Origin of the sequence: Acinetobacter sp. (genome assembly GCF_036659555.1) — a bacterium.
Lineage (GTDB): Bacteria > Pseudomonadota > Gammaproteobacteria > Pseudomonadales > Moraxellaceae > Acinetobacter.
The window spans coordinates 14426-39718 of record NZ_JAVXCI010000005.1 but is presented as its reverse complement, the minus strand read 5'-3'; the positions used below and the strand labels follow the sequence as shown (position 1 = coordinate 39718).

The following is a 25293-nucleotide window of genomic DNA, read 5'->3' as shown; positions in this document are numbered from 1 at the left end:
GCTTTCATCTTGGGCCTGATGTTCAGGCCTTTCATCTGCCAGCCGAGAATTGCTAGCCATGTCTACTGCTTATACCATGCAGACAGCGCCTAAAGCGCTGTTTGATTACGACAAATATTGGGCGTCATGTTTTGATCCTGCGCCATTTTTGCCGATGTCGCGTGCAGAAATGGATCAGCTCGGCTGGGACAGCTGTGACTTTATTCTGGTCTGCGGCGACGCCTATATCGACCATCCTTCATTCTGTTCCGGCATTATCGGCCGCACCCTGGAAGCGCAAGGCTTCCGCGTCGGCATTATTTCGCAGCCGGACTGGACCAATGCTGAAGCCTTCCGCGCGCTGGGCAAGCCGAATATCGCCTGGGGCGTGACCGCGGGAAATATGGACTCGATGATCAACCGCTATACGGCAGACCGCAAAATCCGCTCGGATGACGCCTATTCTCCGGACAATGTGCCGAACAAGCGCCCGGACCGCGCGGCGACGGTGTATTGCCAGCGCTGCCGCGAGGCTTTTCCGGATGTGCCGGTGCTGCTGGGCGGCATTGAAGCTTCGCTGCGCCGCATTGCGCATTATGATTACTGGTCAGACAAAGTCCGCCGTTCAGTGCTGATGGATTCCAAGGCTGACCTGCTGATGTACGGCAATGGCGAGCGCTCGATTGTCGAAGTCATGCACCGCCTGGCCAAAGGCCAGAAAATCCACGAAATTACCGATGTGCGCGGCACCGCATTCATCGTCAATAAAAATAACCGCGCCTCCAAAGCCAAATTTGTGGAAATCGCTTCCAACGATGTGGATGCCGTCGGGCGCGTCGATCCAATCATCAACCCTTATGTGATGACGGAAGATCTGGACGGCTGCGAAATTGAAAAAGATAAGGGCAATTCTTTAACCCAGTACCAGAATTTCCAGAAAGAACTGGTTGCCAACCCTATTGTGCGTGAAGGCGACAATCTGGATGCCGATACCCAGATTGTGCAGCTGCAGCCGGCTTCCAAAGCCATCAAGCATAAGCTGCCGCCGCGTGAGCTGGCGGTGATCCGCCTGCCGGCGTTTGAAGACGTGGCTGCTGATCCTGTGCTGTATGCGCACGCCAACCGCATTCTGCATCTGGAAACCAATCCGGGCAATGCGCGCGCGCTGGTGCAGAAGCACGGCGAACGCGATGTCTGGCTGAATGCGCCGCCGATTCCGCTGACCACGGAAGAAATGGACTATGTCTTTGACCTGCCGTATGCGCGCCTGCCGCATCCGGCCTATGGCGATGCGCGCTTCCCGGCCTTTGACATGATCAAATTCTCGGTGAACATTATGCGCGGCTGTTTCGGCGGCTGCACCTTCTGTTCCATTACCGAGCATGAAGGCCGGATTATTCAGAACCGTTCCGAAGATTCCATCCTGCGCGAAGTGGAAAAAATCCGCGATACTGCGCCGGGCTTTACCGGCATTATTTCAGACTTAGGCGGCCCGACGGCCAATATGTACCGCCTGCACTGCAAAGACCCTGAAATTGAAAAGAACTGCCGCAAGCCGTCCTGCGTTTATCCGGGCGTCTGCCAGAACCTGCATACTGACCATGCGCCCTTAACCCAGCTGTACCGCAAGGCGCGCGCGCTCAAGGGCATTAAAAAAATCCTGATCGGTTCAGGCCTGCGCTATGACCTGGCGGTGCTGAACCCTGAATATGTCAAAGAATTGGTGCAGCATCATGTCGGCGGCTATTTGAAGATTGCCCCCGAGCATACCGAGAAAGGCCCATTGTCCAAGATGATGAAGCCGGGCATCGGCACTTATGACCGCTTCAAGCAGATGTTTGACCGCTTCAGCAAAGAGGCAGGAAAAGAGCAGTACCTGATTCCGTACTTCATCGCCGCGCATCCGGGCACGACCGAATATGACATGATGAATCTGGCGATTTGGCTGAAGAAGAACGGTTTCCGCGCTGATCAGGTGCAGACGTTCTATCCGTCGCCGATGGCGACAGCGACCACCATGTATCACACCGGTAAAAACCCGCTGGCGAAAGTGGCGCGCTATACCGAAAATGTCGATATTGTGAAAGGCGAAAAGCGCCGCCGTATTCATAAAGCATTCTTGCGCTATCATGATCCGAACAACTGGCCTTTGCTGCGCGAGGCGCTGAAGGAAATGGGCCGCGCCGATCTGATCGGCAACTCGAAGCAGCATCTGATTCCGACCTATCAGCCTGCGGGAGCGGCTGATGGCCAGTATCAGTCAGCGCGCAAGAAAAACTCCACGGTTGGCGGCGATTCGCAAAAGCGCGCGGGCGACAATGCTGCCCGAAACAATCAGGCCGGCAATGCACCGCGTCCGTCAAATACCAAAAAACGTCCAGAAAGAGGGCAGATTTTGACTCAGCATACCGGCCTGCCGCCGCGCGAAACCGGCGATAAAAAACCGTTTGGCGGCGCCAAGCCAAAGGGCAAGTCCAAGCCGCGATCGAAAGCTTAATTTTGATCAGTGAATGAAGAAGGATGCTCAGGCATCCTTTTTTTCTGCGTGAAGCGCCAATTGACATAAACTGCAGCAATTCAGGCTGACTTCAGGGCAGGAATAGTGCTAAAACAGTAACAGCTTATCGGAATTGGCTGACAGCCGTCAGAAACGGCCTTGCCAGATTTTCCGCGCATGGCATACATTAGCCGGAATAGCCGCTTAAAGGTTATTGACCTTAACCGCCGGACATTCCAGAAATGGCGGCAGCTGTGTAGCGAATTGTCAATTTTGACGCATGTTTGGTGTAAGGTTGAAGGGAATTTTTTTAATTGGAAATTTTAACAATAAGACTGGCTGTATACTGGAGCAAGGCATAAGTTTACGGCTAAAAAACGATTATAAGAAAGATAAAGGATTATGAGAGATGGCAATTTATATTGTGATCGCGAGTATTTTACTTGGCTGCATGCTCATAATGGCTTGGAACAGTTTGGAAAATAACGCCAAGCAGCAGGATAGCGCATTGAAGCAGCGCGCTATTTTCAGTATTAATGAGCAGCTGGCCTATACGCGCCTGAAAGAAATCCTGCCCAGCCATACGGTTTTGGCGCATGTTTCTTTCGATGCGCTGCTGACCACCAAATATCACCGCACGCGCAATAAGTACCGCAATATGGTGGCGGATTTTGTAGTGCTGGATAAAAATCAGCAGGTGGCCGCCATTGTCGCTTTGGATGATCCGATGGTGCTGAAGCGCCCGCAGCGCGCGCAATATCAGGATGCGCTGCTGGAAATGGCTGGCTACCGCGTAATCCGCTATGAGGATGTGCCGGAGTATTATCAGCTGCGGGAAGACTTTCTGCCCGAGCATGCCAAATTGCGCCCGGCTGCGCTGGTAAGCGATCTGAAGAAATACCACCTTTATTCAGATCTGGAACGCAAGAAAGTCAAGCTGCTCAGCTGAGCAGCCGAAATGAAAAAGCATGCCGGAACGGCATGCTTTTTTTATGGCCTGCGCCGGGCGGAACCGGCATAAGCCAGCCGGTGCTTAAAGCAGCGCCCGGTTGCTATTCAGGCTTGACCGCAACCACGGTCATTTCAACCAGCACATCCGGCGCATACAGCTTGGCTTCAACGCAGGTGCGGGGCAGGGCCTGCATGCCGCTGACCCAGGCATCCCAGACTTCATTCATGCCGGCATAGTCCTGTTCAATATCCTTGAGGAAAATCATCACCGACATGATATGGCTTTTGTCGGTGCCGGCATCCGCCAGAAAGCGGTCAATGATGTCCAGCGTTTGCTGGGTTTGGCCTTGAATATCTAAGCTGGTGTCTGCAGCCAGCTGGCCGGCCAAATGCACCAGATTGCCGGAAATGGCGATTTCCGAAAAGCGTTTTTCTACATGCAGTCGCTGTACAGTCATGATCAATCCTGAGTTTTAAAAGCTATGCGCTAAGTTTACGTGATCAGGGCGGTTCTGCAAGCCGGCTTTGCTGCAGCGTCAGCGCTTCAATCCGGACTAGCAGGCGGGACTGGAAAATAATCAGGCCGTTATGGCTGGGGCAGATGATCAAATTGCCCAGATTCAAAAACTGAATATGCGCTGCCCTGAGCTGATTCAGGCAGAATGCAATTGAGCTGTGCACGGGGCAGGCCTGCTCTAAGGCCAGAAGGGCGTTGCTGGATGGCGGATGGAGATGCATGTTTTCGGCCTCTGCAGAAATGGCGGATGCGCATGGGGCATCCGCGGGTTGGCGGTCAGGGCTGCGGTGGCGCATCAGGCTCCGGCCCGCGTTCAGGCCGGCTGCTGAGCTGATACCAGTCCACATGGCGGGTCAGGAACATCACCGCGGCCAGCGCAATGAAGGAAATTACCGAGCCGATCAGGAAAGTTTTGCCTGAAGACTGCAGCAGCAGGTACATGACGGCGTACAGCGCGCTCAGGATGGTGCCGAACAGCGCCGCGGCTTTTATGCCGTTCATGACAAAGCAGAGGTACCAGGTCATCAGGCTGACGCAGGCGGCGGCCGCCGCAGCATAGGCCCAGGCGAAGGCATAGTATTCACTGATGGAAAGCAGCAGCACAAAGAAGATGCCCTGCGCCACCGCCACCAGGGAATATTGAACCGGGTGGATGCGCAGGCCTTTCAGGACTTCAAACAGGAAGAAGCAGCCGAAAGTGATCAGAATGATGGCGATGCCGTATTTCAGGGCGCGGTCTGTCTGGGTATAGGCATTGACCGGCGCTAGAAACTCAGTGGAAAGGCCGGTTTTTTCTGCGCGGCCTTCACTGCTGTAGGCTGCCTCATGGGATGCATCGGCATTGCCCAGCTGGCGGATGCAGTCATTGCTGCTGCAGCTGGCCAGCTTATTCAGGTTCTGCTGCCCTAAAGCGATATTCTTCCATTGCGCTGTAAACCGCTGCCGGCTGCTGGTTTTTTCATACGGCAGGCTTTGGCCGTCGTACTTGGCATCCGCCCAGTTGCCGCGGGCCGCATAAGTGACCTGCCGGCTGGTCGGAATCAGGGTGAATTTCCCCAAGCCGGCGCTGTTGACCTGCAGGCTGAAGTTGAAGCCGTTCTGAATGGCGCTCAGCAGTTCGGGGCGCTGCTGCACCGAGATGGCCATAAAATCAAAGCCTGAGCCGGCGCTGCCTTGCGGGCTCATTTCAAACTGATAGCTTTTATTCAGGATTTTAATGCTGGGATTGCTGTCCAGCCCGCGCGGATCATGCACCGGCAGCACGATTTCGGCTTTATCCCACTGGTACTGCTGGCCGGAGATTTCCGGCTTCTGAAATACGCCTTGCGCGCTTAAATCCGCCTGATAGCTGACGGCGCGGTAAATCGTGCGCTTGTAGGCGCGGTCCGAAACATTGAATTCCGCTGTCCAGCCGGCGCTGTCTGCGCCAATGAGCGCAAAGCGGTCCAGGGTGCAGGCATACTGCTCATTTTTTTCATTCAGGCAGGCGCCTTGTTCCTGATAGGGCACACGGATATAGGGCGAAATAATGATCTGCGGGCTGATATTGTTCTGGGCAATATCCTTGAGGAAGGCCTGCTGATAGCCCTGCCGCTCTGAAACCAGCCCTGAGATGAAAAACAGGCCGATCCAGAACAGCGCCATCAGAATAATGATGGCGATGAGTTTGATGCTGATAAAGCTTGCCCGCATTGCTGTTCCTTATATGTGCTGCTGATGGCGACAGTGTGCGCAAGGGCGGTGTGCTTTGTTTGAGCCGGCGTTGATTTTTCTGTGAAGTTCTGGTGAAGCCGCCGGAAGCCCTGCTTATCAGGTTCAGGAGGCGGGCAGCGGGAACAGCCTTGGCTTTAAGCAGCGGGCCTAAGGATGCTGCAACTGCGGCAGCTGCATGCTGACCGCAACGCCCTGCCGGTGCGGGCCAAGTTCATGGATTTGATTTTCATCAATGTTCTGAATCTGGATCTGGCCGTGATGCTGTTCAACCACCTGCTTGACAATGCTCAGCCCGATGCCGGAACTGCGCTGCCGGGTATCCGGCCGGGGCAGGGAAAAATAAGTGTCAAACAGCTGCTTTAAGGCGAATTCCGGAATCCATGGCCCTTCATTGAAAATCTGGATCTGCAGCGGCCGGGCATGCAGCCGGATCAGCATTTTTGCCCCTTCGGTGGAAAAATCCAGAGCATTGTCCAGCAGGTTGGACAGCGCCTGCTGCAGCCAGAAGCGGTCCGCCTGAATCCGGCAGGGCTGCTGCAGCTCCAGCCGGCAGTCAATCCGCTTATTTTGCATCCGGCTGGCCTGCTGATCCAGCACCTGCTGCATCAGCTGCGCCAAATCAAACTCATGCAGATCCAGCGGATGCTTGGATTTTTCCAGCCGGGTCAGCAGCAGCATGCGGTCAATCAGGCTTCTCAGGCGCTGGCTCTGCGCATGAATATGCGCGGCGAACTGCTGCTGGTCCTGCAGCGGCAGCGCTTCATTCAGCAGTTCCGCGCTGGCCTGAATCGCCGTGAGCGGGCTTTTCAGCTCATGGGTCAGGGTGTTGACATAGTGTTCCACATAGGCGCGGTCTTCAAGCTTTTCCCGCATGGTTTCAACCGCCTGCGCCACCTGATTCAGCTCCTTCGCGGAATGGAAATGCGGCGTCTGATTCACTGGGGCCAGCGCCTGAGCGTATTTGCGCACCCGGTCAATGCTGTGTTTCAGCCAGTACGCCACCAGGCTGGCCAGAAACAGGCTGAGCAGGGCAATCCAGATAGCCTGCTGCAGCAGCTGGTCTTCGGCGCGCTGGATATACGGCTGCACGGAAATATTCGGCTTGCCGATGCTGACCACGCCAATCAGCTGCTGCTGATGGTAGATCGGGGCGGCGATGTACATGGTGCTGCTGCCGGCGTCATAGGGATTGCTGCGGGTTGAGCGCACGCCGTATTTGCCTTGCAGCGTCAGGTAGACGTCATTCCATCGGGAATAGTCCTGCCCGGCCGCCAGCCCCTGGGAATCATAAATTACTTTGCCCTGCGCATCGGTAATGTAAATCTGCTGATTGATTTCCTTTTTATTATGCTGCCAGATATTGGCGTTGATTTTCCGGTTCAGCGCATTCTGAATTTTTTCATCGAACTGCGCCGTGGCAACCTTCTGCGCGTAGACATCTTCCGCCACCAGCATGGCGATGATATTGGCGTTTTCGGCCAGGGTGTCTTCCACCACCTGGCGCACATTCGGCTTGACCTGCTGGTTGAAGGCATAGGACATGAACCAGAGCCCGAGCAGGATCACCAGGCCGAAGAAGAACCAGATGCGGATGAAGATTGACATGCCGGCCGGCCTAATCCAGCCGCTTCAGGCTGTAGCCGAAACCGCGGTGCGTCACAATCGGGTCCTGGGCGGCTGAAACCTGCTTGAGTTTCTGCCGGAGGCCTTTGATGTGGGTATCGACGGTGCGCTCCAGGCTGTGTTCCGGGTGTTCCCAGATGTGGTCCATCAGCTGTTGGCGGCTGAAGACCTGTTCAGGATGGTCAATCAGCAGCTTAAGCAGGCGGTATTCGTAGCGGGTCAGCTGCAGGGCGGCGCCGAGAAAATGAATTTGCAGCGCTTCATCAAGGCAGCGCCATGTTTTTGCCGCTGCCTGCAGAGTGCCTGCTTCATCCGGATTCATGCGGCTTGAGGGCGAAGCCTGCGCGCCTGCGCTTTGCGCCTGCAGTTCCATTCTGCGCCATATCGCCTTGATGCGCGAAACAATTTCACGCGAGCTGAACGGCTTGGCGCAGTAATCATCGGCGCCGATTTCCAGCCCGACAATCCGGTCAATTTCATCATCGCGCGCGGTGAGGAACAGCAGCGGCGTGTGGCTGAAGCTGCGGATTTTCCTGCAGACTTCAAAGCCGTTCAGATCCGGCAGGCCGACATCTAAAATAATAAAATCAAAGTCCTGCTGCTGCAGCATTTGAATGGCCTGCAGGCCGGCGCTGGCCCAGCTGACTTGCCAGTTTTCGCGCTCAAGGGCATAGCGCAGGGGCATGAGAATCGCGGCGTCATCCTCTACGCACAGAATCTGTCTTTTATTATTCATGGGCCTGTGAATTTGATGGAATCAATTGCAGTGTACTTAAATTATTTTTTTTAGGCGAATGAACTTTAGGTGAAGTCTGTATGAACTGTATGAAGGCGGCAGGGAAAAGTCAGGAGGGTTTGAAGCGGGCGCTTACCCATGTCTATGTTTGAGCGCCCTGCAATATTCGGATTTGATCGTCACGCCAATTACAGGACAGCATGCTGCAAGTATTGGTGACTTGCGGCATCTCGGCAGCTGCATGGGTAATGCATTGCGCGGACTAGATTACGCTATTTTTTGAGCAGATGGGTAAGTATTTAGTCGAAAAGATGTTTTTTTGTTTATTTAATAGTCTTTTGAAGGGTGATGAAGTTCAGCATTTAATTGAGTGTTTTTATAAGCAAACTGCTCTGAGAAAGCATCTGCTTCCGCGGAGGGCGGCAGGGACGCCGCCCGTTGGACAAGGGCTGCATGGATGAGCCCTTTGTCCAACAGAGGATTTTTGTTCCTTTTGATCCTTCAAAAGGAAGGCATTGCCTGCGCAAAAGGCAGTCGCTTTTGCACTTTATTTGAGGCAGTGGCAAAGATTCGGCTTAAATGATTATTTTTTACCACAGCAAAAGCTGCGCTTCATCCTGCTGTTCCGCAAGCTGATACAGCCCGACGCCAATCAGGCGGAACTGATCCTGCGCGGGAATCTGCATTTCCTTCAATAAAAGCTGCACGGCCTGCATCATTTCCTGCTGCGAAGTGAGCGCCTGCTTAAAGCTCCTGCTGTGCTGCAGCACCTGAAAGTTTTTAAGCTTGAGCTTGACCGTCACGCCGCGCGCCTGCAGGCGCTTTTTTTCCAGACTGAGCCAGACCCGCTGAATCAGGCTGCCCCAGCAGGCGGCGCACTGCTCCAAGGTCAGGTCATCATCAAAGGTGGTTTCCTTGGAAATTTGCTGGCGCTCGCGCTCGGCCTGAACCGGGCGCTCATCAATGCCCTGCGCGTATAAAAACAGCTGCCGGCCGTATTTGCCGAAATGCTGGATCAGCACGGCTTCTTCCATGGCCTGCAAATCGCCCAAGGTCTGCAGCTGCATGCTGTGCAGCTTTTGCTGCGTGACTTTGCCCACGCCGGGGATTTTCTGCAGCGGCAGGCCATGAATGAAGGCCTGAACTTTGGAGGGCTTGATCACGCAGATGCCGTTCGGCTTGTTCCAGTCCGACGCGATTTTGGCAAGGAATTTATTCGGCGCCACGCCGGCGGAGGCAGTCAGGCCGGTAGCCTGAAAAATATCTGCGCGGATGCGCATGGCGGCTTCGGTGGCGCTGGCGGTATGCTGCAGGTTTTCCGTCACATCCAGATAGGCTTCATCCAGCGACAGCGGCTCAATCTGCGCGGTATAGCGCTGAAATACCGCATGAATCTGCGCGGAAACGGCGCGGTATTTTTCAAAATCCGGCTCAATGACCGTGACTTGCGGGCACAGCTTGCGGGCCTGGCTCATCGGCATGGCGGAGCGCAGGCCAAATTCGCGCGCAGGGTAAGAGGCTGCGCAAATCACCGCGCGCGGATGGTTCGAGGACACCGCCACAGGCAGATGCCGCAGCTCAGGGCGCTCGCGCAGTTCTACAGATGCATAAAAGGCATCCATATCAATATGAATGATTTTTCTCATGCAGCGGCATGGCCGGAATAGGTTGATGCATGCAGTATCGCACAGCTTGCCGGCGGCGGTCAGCGGCCATTGCGCTTAGCGCGACACAGGCTGACTGGATAAAGCTGCGGGCCGGCATCCGGCTATTTTTCCGCAGCCTGTTCCGCCGGCGCGGCCGGGCTTAAGCCGTTTTGCAGCAGGAAGGCCTGCCAGTCTTTTTCAGCGCCATTGAAGACATTCAAATCCACGGCTTTAGCAATGCCTTGAATCTGGCCCTGATTGGTATGCTGCCAGAACAGCCAGTCAGGATTGTTCTTTAAATCCGGCTTGCCCCGGTATTCGCGTACCCAGAGCGGGGTGGCTTTAAACTCTCCGGCCAGCACAATGTTGTAGAAGGATTTGGAAATATAGAAAATCGGCTGCTTGCCGTAATGCTGCAGCAGCCGGTCATGCATGGCCTGAATTTCCTGCAGCAGCTGCTCTTTGCTGTAGGTGTTGATGCATTTGCTGTCGTATTCCAGATCAATCACCGGCGGCAGGGCGTCGTCCTTTTTCGGCACGGTTTCAATGAAATTCTGCGCCTGAATGGCGCCGCCGCGGCACAGCCGGTAAAAATGATAGGCGCCGACTAAAAAGCCCTGTTCACGCGCCTGCAGCCAGTTGTCCTGAAATTTTGTGTCTTTAAAATCGCCGCCTTCGGTGGCTTTCAAATACACAAAGCGGTAGGCCTGCGGGGAAATCTCCCGCCATTGCACATCGCCCTGATGATGCGAGACATCAAAGCCTTTGACTGGATATTCTTCCGCCGATGCAAAGCGGTGCGGCATCAGCAGCGCATAGCCCAGCAGCGCCGCGGCTGCAAAGCCCAGCAGTCCAATGAACAGGCTGCAAGTCTTTAAAGCGGAAGGGGCCGGCTGGCGTTTTTTCATGTGCAGCATACAGGTGAATGTCCGGGCTTCATGATAGCGCGAACCGGCGGGCTAAACTATGGCGTTTCTGCGCCGGCTGCCTAAACTGAAGCGCCTTTGGGAATCCGCCAGAAAACCGCAGCAGCAATCAGGTTGATGCAGCCGAGGCAGATTAAGGCGGCGTGAAAGGCGGCGGCAATCTGTCCGGCGCCGAAATAAGCGCTGAAGGCATTCACCAAGGTGCCCGCCAAAGCCACGCCAATGCTCATGGAAAGCATCATGATCATCGACAGGAAGCTGTTGCCGCTGCTGGCATCCTGCTGCGGCAGGTCTTTCAGGGTCAAGGTGTTCATGGCCACGAACTGCAGGGAGTTCAGCATGCCGAAGGCAAAGAAGTGCAGCGCGCGCAGCCATGCCGGCGTATCCGCCGAGCTGAGGGCAAAACTGGCAATGCAGGCGCCGACCAGCAGGGTGTTGGCCAGCAGCGTCCGGCGGTAGCCGAAGCGCTGAATAATCCGCCGGATCAGTGGCTTGGAGGCCAGCGAGCCTAAAACGGCCGGAATCATCAGCAGGCCGGTGATAAACGGCTCAAAGCCGAATGCCACCTGCAGCATCAGCGGCAGTAAAAACGGCATGGCATTGCCGCCCAGCCGGGCAAAAAAATTGCCGAGTATGCCGATGGCATACACCCGGTTTTGAAACTGCCGGCTGCGGAACAGCGCATTGCGGCTGCTGTGCGAATGCAGGGCATACAGCAGGCAGGCCAGAAGGCCTGAACCGGTCAGGCCAATGCTCCAGTACAGCGAATGGGACGCGCCGGCAATGTTTTCAATGCCTAAAGACAGACCCGTCATGGCAATCAGCAGCAGCAGGAATCCCAAAAAATCAAAGCGCGCCACGCTGGGTTCAGTGACATTCGGCATGGCTTTAAAGGTGATCAGGCCGCCCAGAATGCCCATTGGAATATTAATCAGGAAAATCCAGTGCCATGTGGCGGCTTCAGCCAGCCAGCCGCCAAGCGTGGGGCCAATCAGCGGGCCAATTAAGCCTGCCAGGCTCATCAGGCTCATGGCGGACAGAAATTGCGCCCTCGGGATCACTTTCAGCATGGCCAGGCGCCCGACGGGCAGCAGCAGCGCGCCGCCGATGCCCTGCAGAACCCGGTACAGCAGCAGCTCGTTCAGGCTGCCGGACTGGCCGCAGCCCAGTGAGGCCAAAGTAAAAATGATAATGGCGGCGAAATAAGTATTGCGCACGCCAAAGCGGTCAGCCAGCCAGCCGCTGAGCGGAATGCAGGCCGCCGCAGACAGCACATAGGCCACCACCACGCTGTGCATGTTCAGCGAGTCTTCATGCAGATGCGCAGCCATGGAAGGAATGGCGGTATTGACAATGGTGGTGTCCAGGCCCTGCATGAAAAAGCCGATGGAAACCAGCAGAACCAGCAGCCTGAATTCCGGCTGCAGCGCTTGATGTGAAGTGGTGGCGGTCATAGCGTCAGAAAATTGAAATTTATAAGCAGTTTAGCTGAATCCGCCGGCGCATGCCGCTGCTGAAGTGCAGCTGAACTGACATGGCGCTGTCACCGCGCTGCAATTACCTGCTTATAAATTGGTCAGCATTTGGGGTGGAAGAATGAAGGCAATGGCCAATTTTAAAATCTCCGCACTGCTGGCGGCAATGCTGTCACTGGGGCTGAGCGCATGCAATGACAGCAATGATGAGGCGGCAGCTCTTCCGGCCGCGGAGGAAGCCACGCCTGCATCCATTCAGCTGGTGCGGATCGGCGCTTATGAGTCGGGCGTATTCGGCGCCAGCGCAGCGGAAATTCCCGCTTTTGATGCCGGCAGCCAGCGCCTGTTTGTGGTGAATGCCGAAGCCGGCGAACTGGATGTGCTGGATTTGTCTGATCCCGCCAAGCCTGAAAAAATCGGGTCTATTTCAACGCATAGCCTCTTGCCGGGTTCTGAAGCGAACAGTGTTGCGGTGCATCAGGGCATTGTTGCGGTTGCGGTGCAGGCTGCCGATAAAACAGAGCCAGGCAAAGTGGCTTTCTATAAAGCCAGTGACTTAAGCCCGGTCAGTTCTGTCGATGTCGGCGCTTTGCCGGATATGCTGACCTTTACTCCAGACGGCAAAACAGTGCTGGCGGCCAATGAGGGCGAACCGAATGAGGGCTATCAAATTGACCCGGAAGGCTCGGTCAGCATTATTGATATCAGCAATATTCAGCAGCCGGCAGCCAAAACTGCCGGCTTTAAGGCATGGGATTCACGCAGGCAGGAGCTGCTGGATGCCGGCGTGCGTATTTTCGGGCCTGACATTGCACAGTATGCCGATGCCGCTGCCAAAGGCATTCAGGCCGCGGCTGTGTCTAAAGATTTAGAGCCTGAATACATTGCGGTCAGCGCAGACGGCAAAACGGCTTGGGTCAGCCTGCAGGAAAATAATGCAATTGCTGTGCTGGATTTGACCAAAGGTGAATTCACGGATATTTTCCCGCTGGGCTACAAAGATCACAGCACGCCGGAAAACGCTTTAGACGGCAGTGACCGTGACTGCGCGCCAGGGCAGGATGCTTTGGGGCAAACGGCTGCGCCGTGTGAGAAAGATGCAGGCATGATTAACATCAAGGCATGGCCGGGGCTGTACGGCATGTATATGCCGGACGCGATTGCGCAGTATCAAGCCAATGGCAAGGCCTATCTGGTGACCGCGAATGAAGGCGATGCGCGTGAATGGCTGGCCGATGAAGCTGGGTATTTTAAAGCCGGCGATTTGAATGCCGGTTATGCCGAAGAAATCCGCATTAAGCATTTATTTAAAAAAGCCGGTTTTGACAGTAAAGGCGATTATGCAGCGCATCTGCGCGCGCTGATTCCGGGTGTGAAAGGCGCGAAGCTGGATACAGCGGTATTTGGCGAATGCAAAACAGCCGAAGCTGCAGAAGTGTGTGCGGATAATCTGATTAAGGATGCGCAGATTGGCCGGTTAACCGTCAGCTGGACGCAGGGCTTCAAGAAAGACCCTGTAACAGGCAAGCCCCTGCTGGATGCGGACGGCAAGCTGACTTATGCCAAGCTGTATGCTTATGGCGGCCGTTCATTCAGCATTATTGACCCGCTGACGAAGCAAATTGTCTGGGATTCAGGCAGCGGGTTTGAACGGAAAATTGCGGCATTATTTCCGGAACAGTTCAACAGCAATCATGAAAGCTTCAAGTTTGATGACCGCAGCGACAATAAAGGCCCGGAGCCGGAAGGGGTCGCGCTAGGGAAGATCGGCAGGAAAACCTTTGCCTTTATTGGCTTGGAGCGCGCCAGCGGGATTATGGTCTATGACATCAGCAACCCGGAGCAGGCTCAATTTGTGCAGTATTTCAATGCGCGCGGCTTGAGCCAGCCGGGCACGGCCAAGCAGGGGGACTTAGGCCCTGAAGGCCTGATTTTTATTGCAGCCGATAAATCGCCGAACGGCAAGCCGCTGCTGGTGGTGGGCAATGAAGTCAGCGGCAGCACCGCCGTGTATGAAGTGAAGCTGCTGTAGCAGCCTGAAGGCAGCCTCAGCAGTTAACAGCGGGAGGAAGCGCTTGCGCTTCCTCCCGCTTTTTTTATTTCCGGCGCCGGGCTTAAACCACAAAATGCTCCGGGAAATCCAGATTGCGCAGGGCGCTGAAAATCTGCTGAGATGAATTGCAGACAATCAGCTTGGCGCGGTGCTGCGGCGGCAGGAAGCCTTCCTGCACCGCATGATCCAGCTGGGCAATCAGCGCATTGTAAAATCCATTGACGTTGTACAGCATCATCGGCTTTTGGTGCTGGTTCAGCTGCCCCCAGGTGGCGATTTCCAGAATTTCCTCCAGGGTGCCCAGCCCGCCCGGCAGGGCTACAAAGGCGCTGGCGCGCTCGGCCATCATGGCTTTGCGCTCATGCATGGTGCGCACAATATACAGCTCAGTTAAGCTGTTGTGGGCAATTTCATAGTCCAGCATAAACTCAGGAATGACCCCGACCGTTTCGCCGCCGTTCTGCACTACAGCATCCGCCACCTGGCCCATCAGGCCGATGCTGGCGCCGCCGTAAACCAGGCCGAAGCCCTGATCTGCAATGCCTTTGGCCAGCGCAATGGCTTTTTCCTGATAAATCGGGTTAGTGCCGGAGCGCGAGCCGCAGTACAGGGCGATCAGCGGCTGGGTAGTCTGAGGAGAGGAGAGGTTTAATTGTTCTGTCATTTTTAATGCACTATTCATATTGTTTTATTCACCTTAGCATTTTATTTTTGGCCGCTCCAGCTTAGCGCAGAAATATGACAGGAATAATGCATCGGCTGCCCGCGGCAGGCTCTGGCTGCCGGCCTGCGCCTATGCGCGCTAAAAAAAGATGAAATTCTGACTCAGCTTGCTATACTTAATTCCTGTTTTTCAACAAATGAACCGTCATGGGCAGTGGTTGTTGTCGCTCCGCATTAATGCATTCCTTGGAACTTAATCCAGCCGGCGCCTTGGCGCGCGCCTTCCCTTATCTGAATATTCCGCAAAGCCATGCCAGCCTGCGCCGCGCTCAGGAGAAGCACGCATGATCTTTGAATGGATGTCTGATCCTTCGGCCTGGGTTGGCCTGCTGACTTTGGTGGTGCTGGAAATAGTCCTGGGCATTGACAATCTGGTCTTTATTGCCATTCTGGCGGAAAAGCTGCCGCCGGAACAGCGCAATACCGCGCGGATTGTGGGCCTGCTGCTGGCGCTGTGCATGCGCCTGGTGCTGCTGGCCTCGATTGCATGGGTGGTCACGCTGACCAGCCCGCTGTTCCATATTTTTGCTCAGCCTTTTTCCGGGCGGGATTTAATCCTGCTGTTTGGCGGGGTATTTCTGCTGTTCAAAGGCACCATGGAGCTGCGCGAGCGCCTGGAGCACAGGCCCATGCATAAGGAAGAAAGCCCGGCGCATGCGGCCTTCTGGATGGTGATCATTCAGATTGTGGTGCTGGATGCGGTCTTCTCGCTGGACAGCGTGATTACCGCAGTGGGCATGGTGAAGCATTTGTCAGTGATGATGATTGCGGTGGTGATTGCCGTCGGCATCATGCTCTGGGCTTCCAAGCCGCTGATGAATTTCGTCAACCGCCATCCGACGGTGGTGATCCTTTGCCTGTGCTTCCTGATGATGATCGGCTTCTCGCTGGTGGTGGAAGGCTTCGGCTACCACATTCCGAAAGGCTACCTGTACGCGGCCATCGGCTTCTCAGTGCTGATTGAATTCCTGAACCAGACCATGCGCCATAATCAGGAAAAAACCGTCACCACGACCGACCTGCGCTACCGCACCGCTTCAGCGGTGATGCGCATGCTCGGCGGTAAAAGCACTTCGGAAAGCCATGAACATGAGCAGGAAGATGTGCTGGCCACCCGCGCTTTCGCCGATGAAGTTTTTGCCGAAGACAATGGCGTGTACCACAGCGTGATGGTGCAGGGCGTGCTGGGCCTGTCTGAGCGCCCGGTGAAGTCGGTGATGACGCCGCGCCCGGAGCTGGAATGGATTGACCTGGAAGAAGATGAAGCCGCGATTAAGCACCAGCTGCTGGGCATGACCCATTCGCGCCTGATCATCGCGCGCGGTGAGTTGGACAATATTGCCGGCATTGTGCTGACGCATAAAGTCATGAACGAATACATTGAAACCGGCGTATTGAACTTTGAAAAGCATCTGCGCGAACCGGTCATTGTGCATGAAAATGCGCAGGTGCTGATGGTGATGGAACAGCTGCGCCAGGCGCCTTTGCAGATGGCGATTGTGCTGAACGAATACGGCTCGATTGAAGGCATCGCCACGCCGATTGATGTGCTGGAAGCGATTGCCGGCGAGTTCCCGGATGAAGACGAGCTGGAAACCGCCGCCGAAAGCCTGGAAGACGGCACCTTGATGCTGGAAGGCTCGACCGATATCCGTCATGTGTCGCTGCTGCTGGGCCGCGATCTGGTGGATGAATCGGAGCAGTATTCAACTTTATCCGGCTATATCTTGTTCCATTTGGGGCGCCTGCCGGAAAACGGCGCCAAGCTGAGCGCCGACGGCCATATTTTTGAAGTAGTGACTATGGACGGGCATAAGATTGAAAAAGTCCATGTCACGCCGGTGGGCGGCAATTTGCGCCCAAATTAAGCCTTCAGGCTGAACCCGGCGCAGGATTGCGCTAAAATAGCCCGCAATACGGGCTATTTTTAATTTGAGATGATGATGCCGGAAATGCACTGCCCCTGCGGCCAAGGAAGCTATGCCGGCTGCTGCCAGCCCCTGCATGCGGGGCTGGCTCAGGCGCAAAGCGCGCAGCAGCTGATGCGCTCGCGCTACAGCGCTTTCGCCAAGCATGAAATCGATTACATTGTGAAAACCGCGGCATTGGGCCAGCAGCCGGCCCTGGATGTGCCTGCAATTGCCGACTGGAGCAAGTCGAACCGCTGGCTGCGGCTGGAGATTATTCAGGCCAATAAAAAGCTGGATAAAACCCACGCGCAGGTGGAATTCAGGGCGCATTACCATGACGGCCGGCAGGCGCAGGCGCATCATGAAGTCTCGCATTTCGTCAGGCAGGGTGGCGCCTGGTACTTCCTTGACCCGACCGCAGCGCTGCAGACCGGCATGAAACAGCCCTGCATTTGCGCTTCAGGCAAAAAATTTAAGCAGTGCTGCGCGCAATACCTGTAGTTTTTTTCTGAAGATGGCTTAAAATAGCGCACATCTTTTACCCATCAGCGGATGAAGGGAAATGCTGCTTACGGTTATCTATATTATTGCAATTACGGCGGAAGCCATGACCGGCGCGCTGTCGGCCGGACGGCGCAGCATGGACTGGTTTGGCGTAATTCTGATTGCATGCGTAACGGCCTTGGGCGGCGGTTCGGTGCGCGATGTGCTGCTCGGGCATTATCCGCTGACCTGGGTCAAGCATCCGGAATATCTGGTGCTGACCTGCTGCGCAGCCTTAGTCACCATTCTGATTGCCAAATGGATGAAGCACCTGCATTCCATCTTCCTGCTGCTGGACGCCTTGGGCCTGATCGGCTTCACCATCATCGGCTGCCAGATTGCGCTGCAGATGGGCCACGGCTTTGTGGTGTCGGCGGTTGCCGGCGTGCTGACCGGCGTGTCCGGCGGCATCCTGCGCGATATTCTGTGCAACGACGTGCCGCTGGTGTTCCGGCGCGAGCTGTACGCTTCAATTTCCTTTGTGGCGGTGATTTTCTACTGGCTCTGCATCAATGGCGGCCTGTCGCTGGAAATCACCGTGATTTCCACGCTGATCTTCGGCTTTTCGCTGCGCTGCATCGCGATTTACTTCGGGCTGGAAATGCCGAAATTCATTTATAAGGATGATGATGCGCAGTCGGCCTCTTCCAAGGATGAAGCCTGATTTGCGCAGGGCCGGCGCTTAATTCCTGAATGCAGCCGGCTTTGCTGAACAGCATTAAAATAAGCAAAACTATAACTCCTGTTGTGAAAGCAGCATCTCCCACTTTCACCTGATGCAGAGAAACCGTTATGGATTTAGTATCGCGGATACAGCGCCTGCCGGTCGGCAAGTTCCACTACACCCTGCTGTGGGTTATTGGACTGGGCTGGATGTTTGACGCCATGGATACCGGATTGATTTCCTTTATTCTGGCGAAAATGGCCGAAGACTGGGCCATGAGCCCGGCAGAAAAAGGCTGGGTGGTGTCCATCGGCTTTGTCGGCATGGCGGTTGGCGCCGTGTGTTCCGGCGCATTGGCCGACCGCATCGGGCGCAAAACCGTTTTCGCCGCTACGCTGGTGCTTTACAGCATCGCCACCGCGGCCTGCGCCTTTGCGCCGAATCTGGCCTGGCTGCTGGCGTTCCGCTTTGTGGTGGGCCTGGGGCTGGGCGGCCAGCTGCCGGTAGCGGTGACGCTGGTCAGCGAATACATTCCGGCGCAGGTGCGCGGGCGCTTCATTGTGCTGCTGGAAAGCTTCTGGGGCTTGGGCTGGCTCTGCGCCGCGCTGATTTCATATTTTATTATTCCGCATTATGACTGGCATGCGGCCTTTCTGGTCGGCGGCCTGCCGGCGCTGTACGCGATTGTGATCTGGAAAATGGTGCCGGAGTCGGTGCCGTATTTAATCAACCGCGGCCGGCTGGATGAAGCGCATGCTCTGGTGAAAAGGATTGAAGCGCAATGCGGTGTGGAAGTCATTGAAATTTTTCAGGTCAAGCCGGTTGCGGAAAAGCAGAGCATCTCATTCCGCCAGCTCTGGTCCGGCGTGTTTGCGCGCCGCACCCTCATGCTGTGGCTGATCTGGTTCGGCATTGTGTATTCCTATTACGGCATTTTCACCTGGCTGCCGAGCCTGCTGGTGAAGCAGGGCTACAGCATTGTGCAGTCCTTTGAATACGTGCTGGTGATGATTCTGGCGCAGCTGCCGGGCTATATCGCCGCCGCCTGGCTGGTGGAAAAGCTGGGGCGCAAAGCGACGCTGGCCGGCTTTATCGGCATGTGCGCCATTTCCGCCTACTGCTTCGGGCAGGCGGACACGGTGGCGCTGATTGTGCTCTGGGGCTGCCTGATGTCGTTCTTCAACCTGGGCGCATGGGGCGTGCTCTACACCTATACGCCGGAACAGTATCCGGCCAATATCCGCGCCTTCGGCTCAGGCTGGGCGGCGGCCATCGGGCGCATCGGCGGCATCGCGGCGCCTTTGGCGGTGACCCATATGATGGTGCTGGAAAACGGCTTCAGCTATGTATTCAGCATGTTTACCGCGGTGCTGCTGGCGGTGGCGGCGGTGATTTTAGTGCTGGGCGAAGAAACCAAAGGCAAGACGCTGGAGTCGATTGGCTTATAAGCCGCAATGGCGCGGCCCTGCGCATTGGCGCCTGCGCCGCCCTCCGCCGTTAAAATAACAAAATAAGCAGTTGAACATTTCCCGGAAAATGGATAATTTTACGGCAGTAGATCCGCCATAAGACATGATTTGTCGCGGCGCGTCCGCTCCGGCCCTTGTGCCGGGAGCAGGCGCGACATAGCATAAGAACCCAAGAAAAAATATTTGATCAGGACTGCAGGTTGTTATGACGAGCCTTGCGCATCATGCGACAGAAAACCGTTCCGTAGCGGAATTTACCGAACAAGCTTACCTTAATTACGCCATGTACGTGATTATGGACCGCGCATTGCCGCATATCAGCGACGGCTTGAAGCCGGTGCAGCGCCGCATCGTGTACGCCATGAGCGAACTGGGCCTGAAGCCAACCGGCAAGCCGAAAAAATCTGCGCGCACCGTGGGTGACGTGCTGGGTAAATACCACCCGCATGGCGACTCTGCCTGCTACGAAGCCATGGTGCTGATGGCGCAGCCGTTCAGCTACCGCTATCCTTTTATTGAGGGCCAGGGCAACTGGGGTTCGCCGGATGATCCGAAATCCTTCGCGGCCATGCGCTATACCGAAGCCAAGCTGTCGGCCTACAGCGACCTGCTGCTGGCCGAATTGGGGCAGGGCACCTGCGACTGGCAGGACAACTTTGACGGCTCGATGAAAGAGCCGGTGAATCTGCCTGCGCGCGTGCCGAATATCCTGCTCAACGGCACCACCGGCATTGCGGTCGGCATGGCGACGGATATTCCGCCGCACAACCTGCGCGAAGTGGTGAAAGGCACCATTGCGCTGATCCGCAACCCGAATCTGAGCGATGAAAAAGTTGCGGAATACATTCCCGCGCCGGATTTGCCGACCAGGGCGGAAATTATTACCGCGCCTGCGGAATTACTGAAAATTCAAACCACAGGCCGCGGCAGCTACCGCACCCGTGCCGTATACAGCATTGAAAAAAATGAAATTGTGATTACGGAATTGCCATATCAGGTGTCCGGCTCCAAAGTCATTACCCAGATTGCCGATCAGATGCAGGCCAAAAAGCTGCCCTTGGTCAGCGACCTGCGTGACGAGTCCGATCATCAGAACCCGACGCGCCTGGTGATTGTGCTGCGCTCCAGCCGCATTGATGCGGAAGCGGTGATGAGCCACTTATTCGCGACGACGGATTTAGAATCCAGCTACCGCGTCAACATGAACATGATCGGCGCGGACGGCCGCCCGCAGGTGAAATCCATCCGGCGCATTCTGCTGGAATGGATTGAGATCCGCAAAAACACCGTGACGCGCCGCCTGCAGCATCACCTCAGCAAAATTGAAAAGCGCCTGCATATTCTGCAGGGCCTGATCACCGCGTTTTTAAATATCGATGAAGTGATTCAAATCATCCGCGAAGAAGACCAGCCCAAGCCGGTGCTGATGCAGCGCTTCAATATTGATGAAATTCAGGCCGAAGCTATTTTGGAACTCAAGCTGCGCCATTTGGCCAAACTGGAAGAAATGGAAATGCGCCGCGAGCAGGACGAACTGGAAGCCAAAGCGGCTATTATCCGCGAGCAGCTGGACAATCCTGAGTCTTTGAAAAGCCTGATCATCGGCGAACTGAAGGAAGATGCGAAGAAATTCGGCGATGACCGCCGTTCGCCTATGGTGAAGCGTGAAGACGCGCAGGCGATTAATGAGCAGGACATGCTGCCGGCAGATCCGGTCACCGTGGTGCTGTCTGAAGCCGGCTGGATCCGCGCGGCTAAAGGCCATGATGTGGATGCGGCCAGCCTGAACTTCCGCGCCGGCGACCAGTACCTCAGCCATGCGCAGGGCAAGTCCAATCAGCGCGTGTATGTGCTGGATGATGCCGGGCGCAGTTATGCTTTAGCCATCAATACGCTGCCTTCGGCGCGCGGCCTGGGCGAGCCGCTCAGTTCAAAACTGGCGCCCGCCAGCGGCGTCGGCTTTAAGCAGGTGCTGATTGCCGAAGATGACGCCGAGCTTTTGGCGGTCAGCAGCAAAGGCTACGGCTTTAAAACTCAAGCCAGGCAGCTGGATACCAATGCCAAAGCCGGCAAAGCCTTCCTGAGTTTGCCTGACGGCGCGCAGCCGCTGAATCTGCAGGCCGCTGCACAGTTCACGCATCTTGCGCTGCTCAGTTCAGCAGGGCGCCTGCTGCTGATTGAGCTGGCGGAACTGCCGGCGCTGAATAAAGGCAAAGGTAATAAATTGATGCAGCTGGAGCCTGAAGAGCAGCTTGCATGCATGACGGTATTGAATTTAGATGAAATAATTCAATTGGTTGCAGGTCAGCAGCAGTTGAAGCTGAAGGGCGGTGACCTGCAGAAATACATCGGCAAGCGCGCTTCGAAAGGCGTTCTGCTGCCGCGCGGCTATCAAAAAGCAAATAAACTGTTCATTCAAAGATAATGCTAGCATCCATGGATCGAAATACGTTATATATGCAAAGTATTCGTGAAATGGATGCAATATTAGGCGCAAACAAGTTAAATAATGAGCTGCCTGATATTGAGAAAAACAGTTGAATTATTAAGGATTACTGACAGGAGAATCGGGCGCTATGGAAAAAATTTGGTTCGCTGAATACCGGAAAACAGGTATTCCGGAAACTGTAGAATTGCCGCCGGAAAACACATCGCTGATTGATATTTTTGAGCGCAACTTTCAAAGATTTGGCTCACGTGAAGCCTTCATTTTTATGGATAAAGTGCTGACATTCAGTGAACTGGATGAAGCCAGCCGCAAATTCGCCACCTACCTGCAGAGCTTAGGCCTGGCCAAAGGCACGCGTGTTGCTGTAATGATGCCGAACGTTCTGCAGTATCCTGTTGTCGCTTTAGGGGTGTTCCGCGCCGGCCTGGTTCTGGTGAACGTCAACCCGCTGTATACCTCGCGCGAGCTGGAGCATCAGCTGAATGACTCAGGCGCGGAAGCGCTGGTGATTATTGAAAACTTCGCTTCGGTCTATCAAGCCATCATCGGCAAAACCCCGGTGAAGCATGTGGTTGTGGCGTCAGTCGGCGATATGCTGGGCGCGCTGAAAGGCACTTTAGTCAACTTTGTGCTGCGCTCTGTGCGCAAGCAGATTCCGGCATGGAACATTCCAGGCCACATCCGCTTTAACGCTGCCATGTCTAAAGTCAGCGCTGGCAATTACAAGCGCCCGAACCTGACGCTCAGCGATACCGCGGTGCTGCAGTACACCGGCGGCACCACAGGCGTGTCGAAAGGCGCGGAATTGACCCACCGCAACCTGGTAGCGAATATGCTGCAGTGCGACGGCATTTTCCAAAGTAAATTCGGCAATCAGGACGGCCAGCCGGACGACCGGATTTTCTGCGCATTGCCGCTGTATCACATCTTTGCCTTCATGGTGTGCGCGCTTTACGGCATGTACAAAGGCCAAGCCAACGTGCTGATTCCAAACCCGCGCGACCTGCCTGCGGTGATTAAAGAGCTGCGCAAGTACCAGCCAACCTTCTTCCCAGCAGTGAACACCCTGTTCAATGCGCTGGTGAATAATGAAGAATTCAAGCAGCTGGACCACAGCAAAATGAAGATGGCGATGGGCGGCGGCATGGCGGTGCTGGCATCCACTGCGGAAGCCTGGAAAAGAGTCACCGGCACCAACATTATTGAAGGCTATGGCCTGTCGGAAACTTCGCCGGTTGCAACGGCGAACCCGCCGGCATCCATGGAGTTCAGCGGCACCATCGGCATTCCGCTGCCGCTGACTGAAGTGGCGATTCTGGATGATGACGGCAATGAAGTGGCGCTGGGCGAGCAGGGCGAGATTTCAATCCGCGGCCCGCAAGTGATGAAGGGCTACTGGAACCGCCCGGACGAAACTGAAAAAGTCATGTTCAACGGCTTCTTCCGCACCGGCGACATCGGCGTTATGGACCCGCGCGGCTATGTGAAAATTGTTGACCGCAAGAAAGACATGATCCTGGTGTCCGGCTTTAACGTTTACCCGTCTGAAATTGAAGAAGTTGTTTCGCAGCACCCTAAAGTGCTGGAAGTGGCTGCGATTGGCGTGCCGGATGAGAAATCAGGCGAAGTACCGAAGCTGTTTGTGGTGAAAAAAGATCCGTCACTGACCACAGAAGAAGTGCTGGCATTCGCCAAAGAAAACTTAACAGGCTATAAGCGCCCGCGCTATGTTGAATTTATGGATGAACTGCCGAAATCCAACGTAGGTAAAATCCTGCGCAAGGATTTGCGCAAAACAGCCTAATTCATGCAGCATAAAAAAAGCGCCTCCGGGCGCTTTTTTTATGCTTATTTCTTCATCAGCCAGCGGTCAAAATAGCGCCGGCCCACGCCAAAAATTCCCAGAAAAATAAACATGGCGCCAAACTGCAGGCCAAACTGGCTTTGCTTGAATGCGCCGTGGCTGAGCGCATTGTCAATGATGCAGTAGACGGCAATGGCAATTGCCCAGTGCCACAGGGGCCAGCGCTTGATGGATACCGCATAGAAGGCCACCCACAGCACAATGAAGGTGAAAATGGTGGACCAGATATTCATATTGGCGCAAATGACAGTCAGCAGGAAAGCAGTTACTGGAATGACAATTTTTAAAACACGGTCAACCTGCAGCTGATTCTGGCGCTGCTGTTCCAGCACATCGAGCATTTCTTTTTGATCTGGACTGACCATATCCGGCCTACCTGCATAATTAATGAAAACACCCTATTTAACAGAATTTATTGCTGAATTGCCATGCTATGATGGCGCTTATAAAATCTTTCAGAGAAAAAACGCATGCACAGCATAAGTGGGATCATCTATCTCATTTTAGGCGCCTGCTTACTGCCTTATGTTTTTACCTTCATTGCAAAAAAGGCTGCAGGCTTTACCGCACGGGACAATCAGAACCCAAGGGAATTTATGGCCCGGGCAACGGGCCTGGCCAGCCGCGCGCATGCTGCGCAGCAGAACAGTTTTGAAAGCCTACCTTTATTTGTTGGCGCGGTTTTAATGGCGGAGTACATGGTGATTCCGCAAACGTTTATCATGACTTTGGGCATCGCCTATATTGCGCTGCGGATTGTTTACGGCATCTGCTATTTGGCCGATTGGGCCGCTTTGCGCTCAATTGTCTGGACACTGTCCATGCTTTGCCCAGTCTGCCTGCTGCTGATCATTATTAAAATAACTTAAGCCACGTTCAGGTTCCGGCGAAAATTTTGATGCAGAAATGCAAAAGCAAAAAAAAATGCGCAAAAACCGTTATAATTGTGCCGGTTTAAAAGATTCAACTAGTTAAAGAGCAATGCTATGAGCTACAGCAATATCCCAGCGGGTAAAGATGCGCCAAATGACATCTATGTCATCATTGAAATTCCTGCAAACGCAGCGCCAATCAAATACGAAATTGATAAAGATTCGGATGCATTATTCGTAGACCGTTTCATGGGCACGGCAATGTTCTACCCGGCGAACTACGGCTATGTGCCGAACACGCTGTCTCTTGACGGCGACCCGTTAGACGTTCTAGTGGTCACGCCGCATCCGGTAGAGCCGGGTTCAGTGATCCGCTGCCGCCCGGTAGGCAAGCTGAATATGGAAGATGACGGCGGCATTGATGCGAAACTGATTGCAGTGCCGCACGAAAAATTAACGCCGCTGTATAAAGATGTTCAGGAATACACCGACCTTCCTGAGCTGCTGATCAAGCAGGTTGAGCACTTCTTTGCCCATTATAAAGACCTTGAAGCAGGCAAATGGGTTAAGCTCAGCGGCTGGGAAGGTTCTGAAGTCGCTAAGCAGGAAGTCCTGAGCTCAATCGAAGCCTATAAAGAAGCAAATAAATAATTGCTTTGAATTCCGGCTTGCTTTGCAAAGCC

The 25293-nt window shown here is 54.8% G+C and carries 21 protein-coding genes; 11 read left to right on the top strand and 10 right to left on the bottom strand.

The genetic code is table 11. The features are described from left to right. Positions 1 to 58: 58 nt before the first annotated feature. Positions 59 to 2476, top strand: a complete 2418-nt coding sequence (locus RSA72_RS01470; protein ID WP_332621540.1) for a YgiQ family radical SAM protein — start codon at positions 59 to 61, stop codon at positions 2474 to 2476. 409 nt (positions 2477 to 2885) lie between these two features. Further along, positions 2886 to 3425 (top strand): DUF2726 domain-containing protein, encoded by a 540-nt coding sequence (locus RSA72_RS01465; RefSeq protein WP_332621541.1) that lies wholly within the window; start codon positions 2886 to 2888, stop codon positions 3423 to 3425. Between the two features lie 103 nt (positions 3426 to 3528). Here RSA72_RS01465 and RSA72_RS01460 read toward each other — a convergent pair whose 3' ends face one another. The 8 genes from RSA72_RS01460 to mdtD all read right to left on the bottom strand — a co-directional run bounded on the left by RSA72_RS01460 (position 3529) and on the right by mdtD (position 12042). Continuing rightward, a complete protein-coding gene (locus RSA72_RS01460; protein ID WP_332621543.1) occupies positions 3529 to 3885 on the bottom strand; it encodes a RidA family protein in 357 nt (118 codons plus the stop codon). Between the two features lie 43 nt (positions 3886 to 3928). After that, positions 3929 to 4165 (bottom strand): hypothetical protein, encoded by a 237-nt coding sequence (locus RSA72_RS01455; RefSeq protein WP_332621544.1) that lies wholly within the window; start codon positions 4163 to 4165, stop codon positions 3929 to 3931. 55 nt (positions 4166 to 4220) lie between these two features. Beyond that, complete coding sequence (gene creD / locus RSA72_RS01450; protein WP_332621545.1) at positions 4221 to 5636, bottom strand: cell envelope integrity protein CreD; 1416 nt, start codon at positions 5634 to 5636, stop codon at positions 4221 to 4223. A 168-nt stretch (positions 5637 to 5804) separates the two neighbouring features. Further along, positions 5805 to 7262, bottom strand: coding sequence for a two-component system sensor histidine kinase CreC (gene creC, locus RSA72_RS01445; protein ID WP_332621547.1), 1458 nt, complete (start codon positions 7260 to 7262; stop codon positions 5805 to 5807). Positions 7263 to 7272: 10 nt separating this feature from the next. Beyond that, positions 7273 to 8016: a two-component system response regulator CreB gene (creB, locus tag RSA72_RS01440; protein ID WP_332621549.1), complete on the bottom strand. Its 744-nt coding sequence runs from the start codon at positions 8014 to 8016 to the stop codon at positions 7273 to 7275. Between the two features lie 590 nt (positions 8017 to 8606). Further along, the gene (gene dinB, locus RSA72_RS01435) at positions 8607 to 9662 is read right to left on the bottom strand and encodes a DNA polymerase IV (RefSeq protein WP_332621550.1); all 1056 of its coding nucleotides are present in this window, start codon (positions 9660 to 9662) and stop codon (positions 8607 to 8609) included. 122 nt (positions 9663 to 9784) lie between these two features. After that, entirely contained in the window at positions 9785 to 10570 is a 786-nt protein-coding gene (locus RSA72_RS01430; RefSeq protein WP_332621552.1) for a glycoside hydrolase family 25 protein, read from the bottom strand. Positions 10571 to 10650: 80 nt separating this feature from the next. Beyond that, positions 10651 to 12042, bottom strand: a complete 1392-nt coding sequence (mdtD, locus tag RSA72_RS01425) for a multidrug transporter subunit MdtD (protein WP_332621553.1) — start codon at positions 12040 to 12042, stop codon at positions 10651 to 10653. Between the two features lie 151 nt (positions 12043 to 12193). Here mdtD and RSA72_RS01420 point away from each other — a divergent pair, with 151 nt between their 5' ends. After that, on the top strand, positions 12194 to 14095 hold the full coding sequence (locus RSA72_RS01420; protein ID WP_332621555.1) for a choice-of-anchor I family protein: 1902 nt from the start codon (positions 12194 to 12196) through the stop codon (positions 14093 to 14095). A gap of 82 nt (positions 14096 to 14177) precedes the next feature. On the opposite strand, the gene RSA72_RS01415 is transcribed toward RSA72_RS01420, so the two are convergent. After that, entirely contained in the window at positions 14178 to 14798 is a 621-nt protein-coding gene (locus tag RSA72_RS01415; RefSeq protein ID WP_332621557.1) for a TIGR00730 family Rossman fold protein, read from the bottom strand. Between the two features lie 325 nt (positions 14799 to 15123). On the opposite strand from RSA72_RS01415, the gene RSA72_RS01410 reads away from it, so the two are divergent. The 6 genes from RSA72_RS01410 to RSA72_RS01385 all read left to right on the top strand — a co-directional run bounded on the left by RSA72_RS01410 (position 15124) and on the right by RSA72_RS01385 (position 23678). Next, positions 15124 to 16707 carry a TerC family protein gene (locus RSA72_RS01410; protein ID WP_332621559.1) on the top strand — a complete coding sequence of 528 codons (1584 nt, stop codon included), beginning with the start codon at positions 15124 to 15126 and terminating at the stop codon, positions 16705 to 16707. A 75-nt stretch (positions 16708 to 16782) separates the two neighbouring features. Next, on the top strand, positions 16783 to 17250 hold the full coding sequence (locus RSA72_RS01405) for a YchJ family protein (RefSeq protein ID WP_332621561.1): 468 nt from the start codon (positions 16783 to 16785) through the stop codon (positions 17248 to 17250). A gap of 61 nt (positions 17251 to 17311) precedes the next feature. Next, positions 17312 to 17956: a trimeric intracellular cation channel family protein gene (locus RSA72_RS01400; protein ID WP_068907999.1), complete on the top strand. Its 645-nt coding sequence runs from the start codon at positions 17312 to 17314 to the stop codon at positions 17954 to 17956. Positions 17957 to 18084: 128 nt separating this feature from the next. Beyond that, positions 18085 to 19404: a niacin transporter NiaP gene (gene niaP, locus RSA72_RS01395; protein ID WP_332621938.1), complete on the top strand. Its 1320-nt coding sequence runs from the start codon at positions 18085 to 18087 to the stop codon at positions 19402 to 19404. 226 nt (positions 19405 to 19630) lie between these two features. Then, the gene (parC, locus tag RSA72_RS01390; RefSeq protein ID WP_332621936.1) at positions 19631 to 21850 is read left to right on the top strand and encodes a DNA topoisomerase IV subunit A; all 2220 of its coding nucleotides are present in this window, start codon (positions 19631 to 19633) and stop codon (positions 21848 to 21850) included. 151 nt (positions 21851 to 22001) lie between these two features. Then, on the top strand, positions 22002 to 23678 hold the full coding sequence (locus RSA72_RS01385; RefSeq protein ID WP_332621934.1) for an AMP-binding protein: 1677 nt from the start codon (positions 22002 to 22004) through the stop codon (positions 23676 to 23678). A gap of 44 nt (positions 23679 to 23722) precedes the next feature. On the opposite strand, the gene RSA72_RS01380 is transcribed toward RSA72_RS01385, so the two are convergent. After that, positions 23723 to 24103 carry a hypothetical protein gene (locus RSA72_RS01380; RefSeq protein ID WP_332621933.1) on the bottom strand — a complete coding sequence of 127 codons (381 nt, stop codon included), beginning with the start codon at positions 24101 to 24103 and terminating at the stop codon, positions 23723 to 23725. A gap of 105 nt (positions 24104 to 24208) precedes the next feature. On the opposite strand from RSA72_RS01380, the gene RSA72_RS01375 reads away from it, so the two are divergent. Further along, positions 24209 to 24607, top strand: a complete 399-nt coding sequence (locus tag RSA72_RS01375) for an MAPEG family protein (protein WP_332621932.1) — start codon at positions 24209 to 24211, stop codon at positions 24605 to 24607. A 117-nt stretch (positions 24608 to 24724) separates the two neighbouring features. Continuing rightward, positions 24725 to 25261, top strand: a complete 537-nt coding sequence (gene ppa, locus RSA72_RS01370) for an inorganic diphosphatase (RefSeq protein WP_068908012.1) — start codon at positions 24725 to 24727, stop codon at positions 25259 to 25261. Positions 25262 to 25293 lie beyond the last annotated feature (32 nt).

What these genes read in the sequence shown, in the direction of transcription:
- RSA72_RS01415 (WP_332621557.1), bottom strand. Translation starts at nt 14,798, where the DNA reads ATGAATAGTGCATTAAAAATGACAGAACAATTAAACCTCTCCTCTCCT.
- RSA72_RS01420 (WP_332621555.1), top strand. Translation starts at nt 12,194, where the DNA reads ATGGCCAATTTTAAAATCTCCGCACTGCTGGCGGCAATGCTGTCACTG.
- RSA72_RS01465 (WP_332621541.1), top strand. Translation starts at nt 2,886, where the DNA reads ATGGCAATTTATATTGTGATCGCGAGTATTTTACTTGGCTGCATGCTC.
- RSA72_RS01470 (WP_332621540.1), top strand. Translation starts at nt 59, where the DNA reads ATGTCTACTGCTTATACCATGCAGACAGCGCCTAAAGCGCTGTTTGAT.
- RSA72_RS01400 (WP_068907999.1), top strand. Translation starts at nt 17,312, where the DNA reads ATGCTGCTTACGGTTATCTATATTATTGCAATTACGGCGGAAGCCATG.
- RSA72_RS01460 (WP_332621543.1), bottom strand. Translation starts at nt 3,885, where the DNA reads ATGACTGTACAGCGACTGCATGTAGAAAAACGCTTTTCGGAAATCGCC.
- RSA72_RS01405 (WP_332621561.1), top strand. Translation starts at nt 16,783, where the DNA reads ATGCCGGAAATGCACTGCCCCTGCGGCCAAGGAAGCTATGCCGGCTGC.
- RSA72_RS01385 (WP_332621934.1), top strand. Translation starts at nt 22,002, where the DNA reads ATGGAAAAAATTTGGTTCGCTGAATACCGGAAAACAGGTATTCCGGAA.
- dinB (WP_332621550.1), bottom strand. Translation starts at nt 9,662, where the DNA reads ATGAGAAAAATCATTCATATTGATATGGATGCCTTTTATGCATCTGTA.
- RSA72_RS01410 (WP_332621559.1), top strand. Translation starts at nt 15,124, where the DNA reads ATGATCTTTGAATGGATGTCTGATCCTTCGGCCTGGGTTGGCCTGCTG.
- RSA72_RS01455 (WP_332621544.1), bottom strand. Translation starts at nt 4,165, where the DNA reads ATGCATCTCCATCCGCCATCCAGCAACGCCCTTCTGGCCTTAGAGCAG.
- ppa (WP_068908012.1), top strand. Translation starts at nt 24,725, where the DNA reads ATGAGCTACAGCAATATCCCAGCGGGTAAAGATGCGCCAAATGACATC.
- RSA72_RS01380 (WP_332621933.1), bottom strand. Translation starts at nt 24,103, where the DNA reads ATGGTCAGTCCAGATCAAAAAGAAATGCTCGATGTGCTGGAACAGCAG.
- RSA72_RS01375 (WP_332621932.1), top strand. Translation starts at nt 24,209, where the DNA reads ATGCACAGCATAAGTGGGATCATCTATCTCATTTTAGGCGCCTGCTTA.
- niaP (WP_332621938.1), top strand. Translation starts at nt 18,085, where the DNA reads ATGGATTTAGTATCGCGGATACAGCGCCTGCCGGTCGGCAAGTTCCAC.
- mdtD (WP_332621553.1), bottom strand. Translation starts at nt 12,042, where the DNA reads ATGACCGCCACCACTTCACATCAAGCGCTGCAGCCGGAATTCAGGCTG.
- creC (WP_332621547.1), bottom strand. Translation starts at nt 7,262, where the DNA reads ATGTCAATCTTCATCCGCATCTGGTTCTTCTTCGGCCTGGTGATCCTG.
- parC (WP_332621936.1), top strand. Translation starts at nt 19,631, where the DNA reads ATGACGAGCCTTGCGCATCATGCGACAGAAAACCGTTCCGTAGCGGAA.
- creB (WP_332621549.1), bottom strand. Translation starts at nt 8,016, where the DNA reads ATGAATAATAAAAGACAGATTCTGTGCGTAGAGGATGACGCCGCGATT.
- RSA72_RS01430 (WP_332621552.1), bottom strand. Translation starts at nt 10,570, where the DNA reads ATGAAAAAACGCCAGCCGGCCCCTTCCGCTTTAAAGACTTGCAGCCTG.
- creD (WP_332621545.1), bottom strand. Translation starts at nt 5,636, where the DNA reads ATGCGGGCAAGCTTTATCAGCATCAAACTCATCGCCATCATTATTCTG.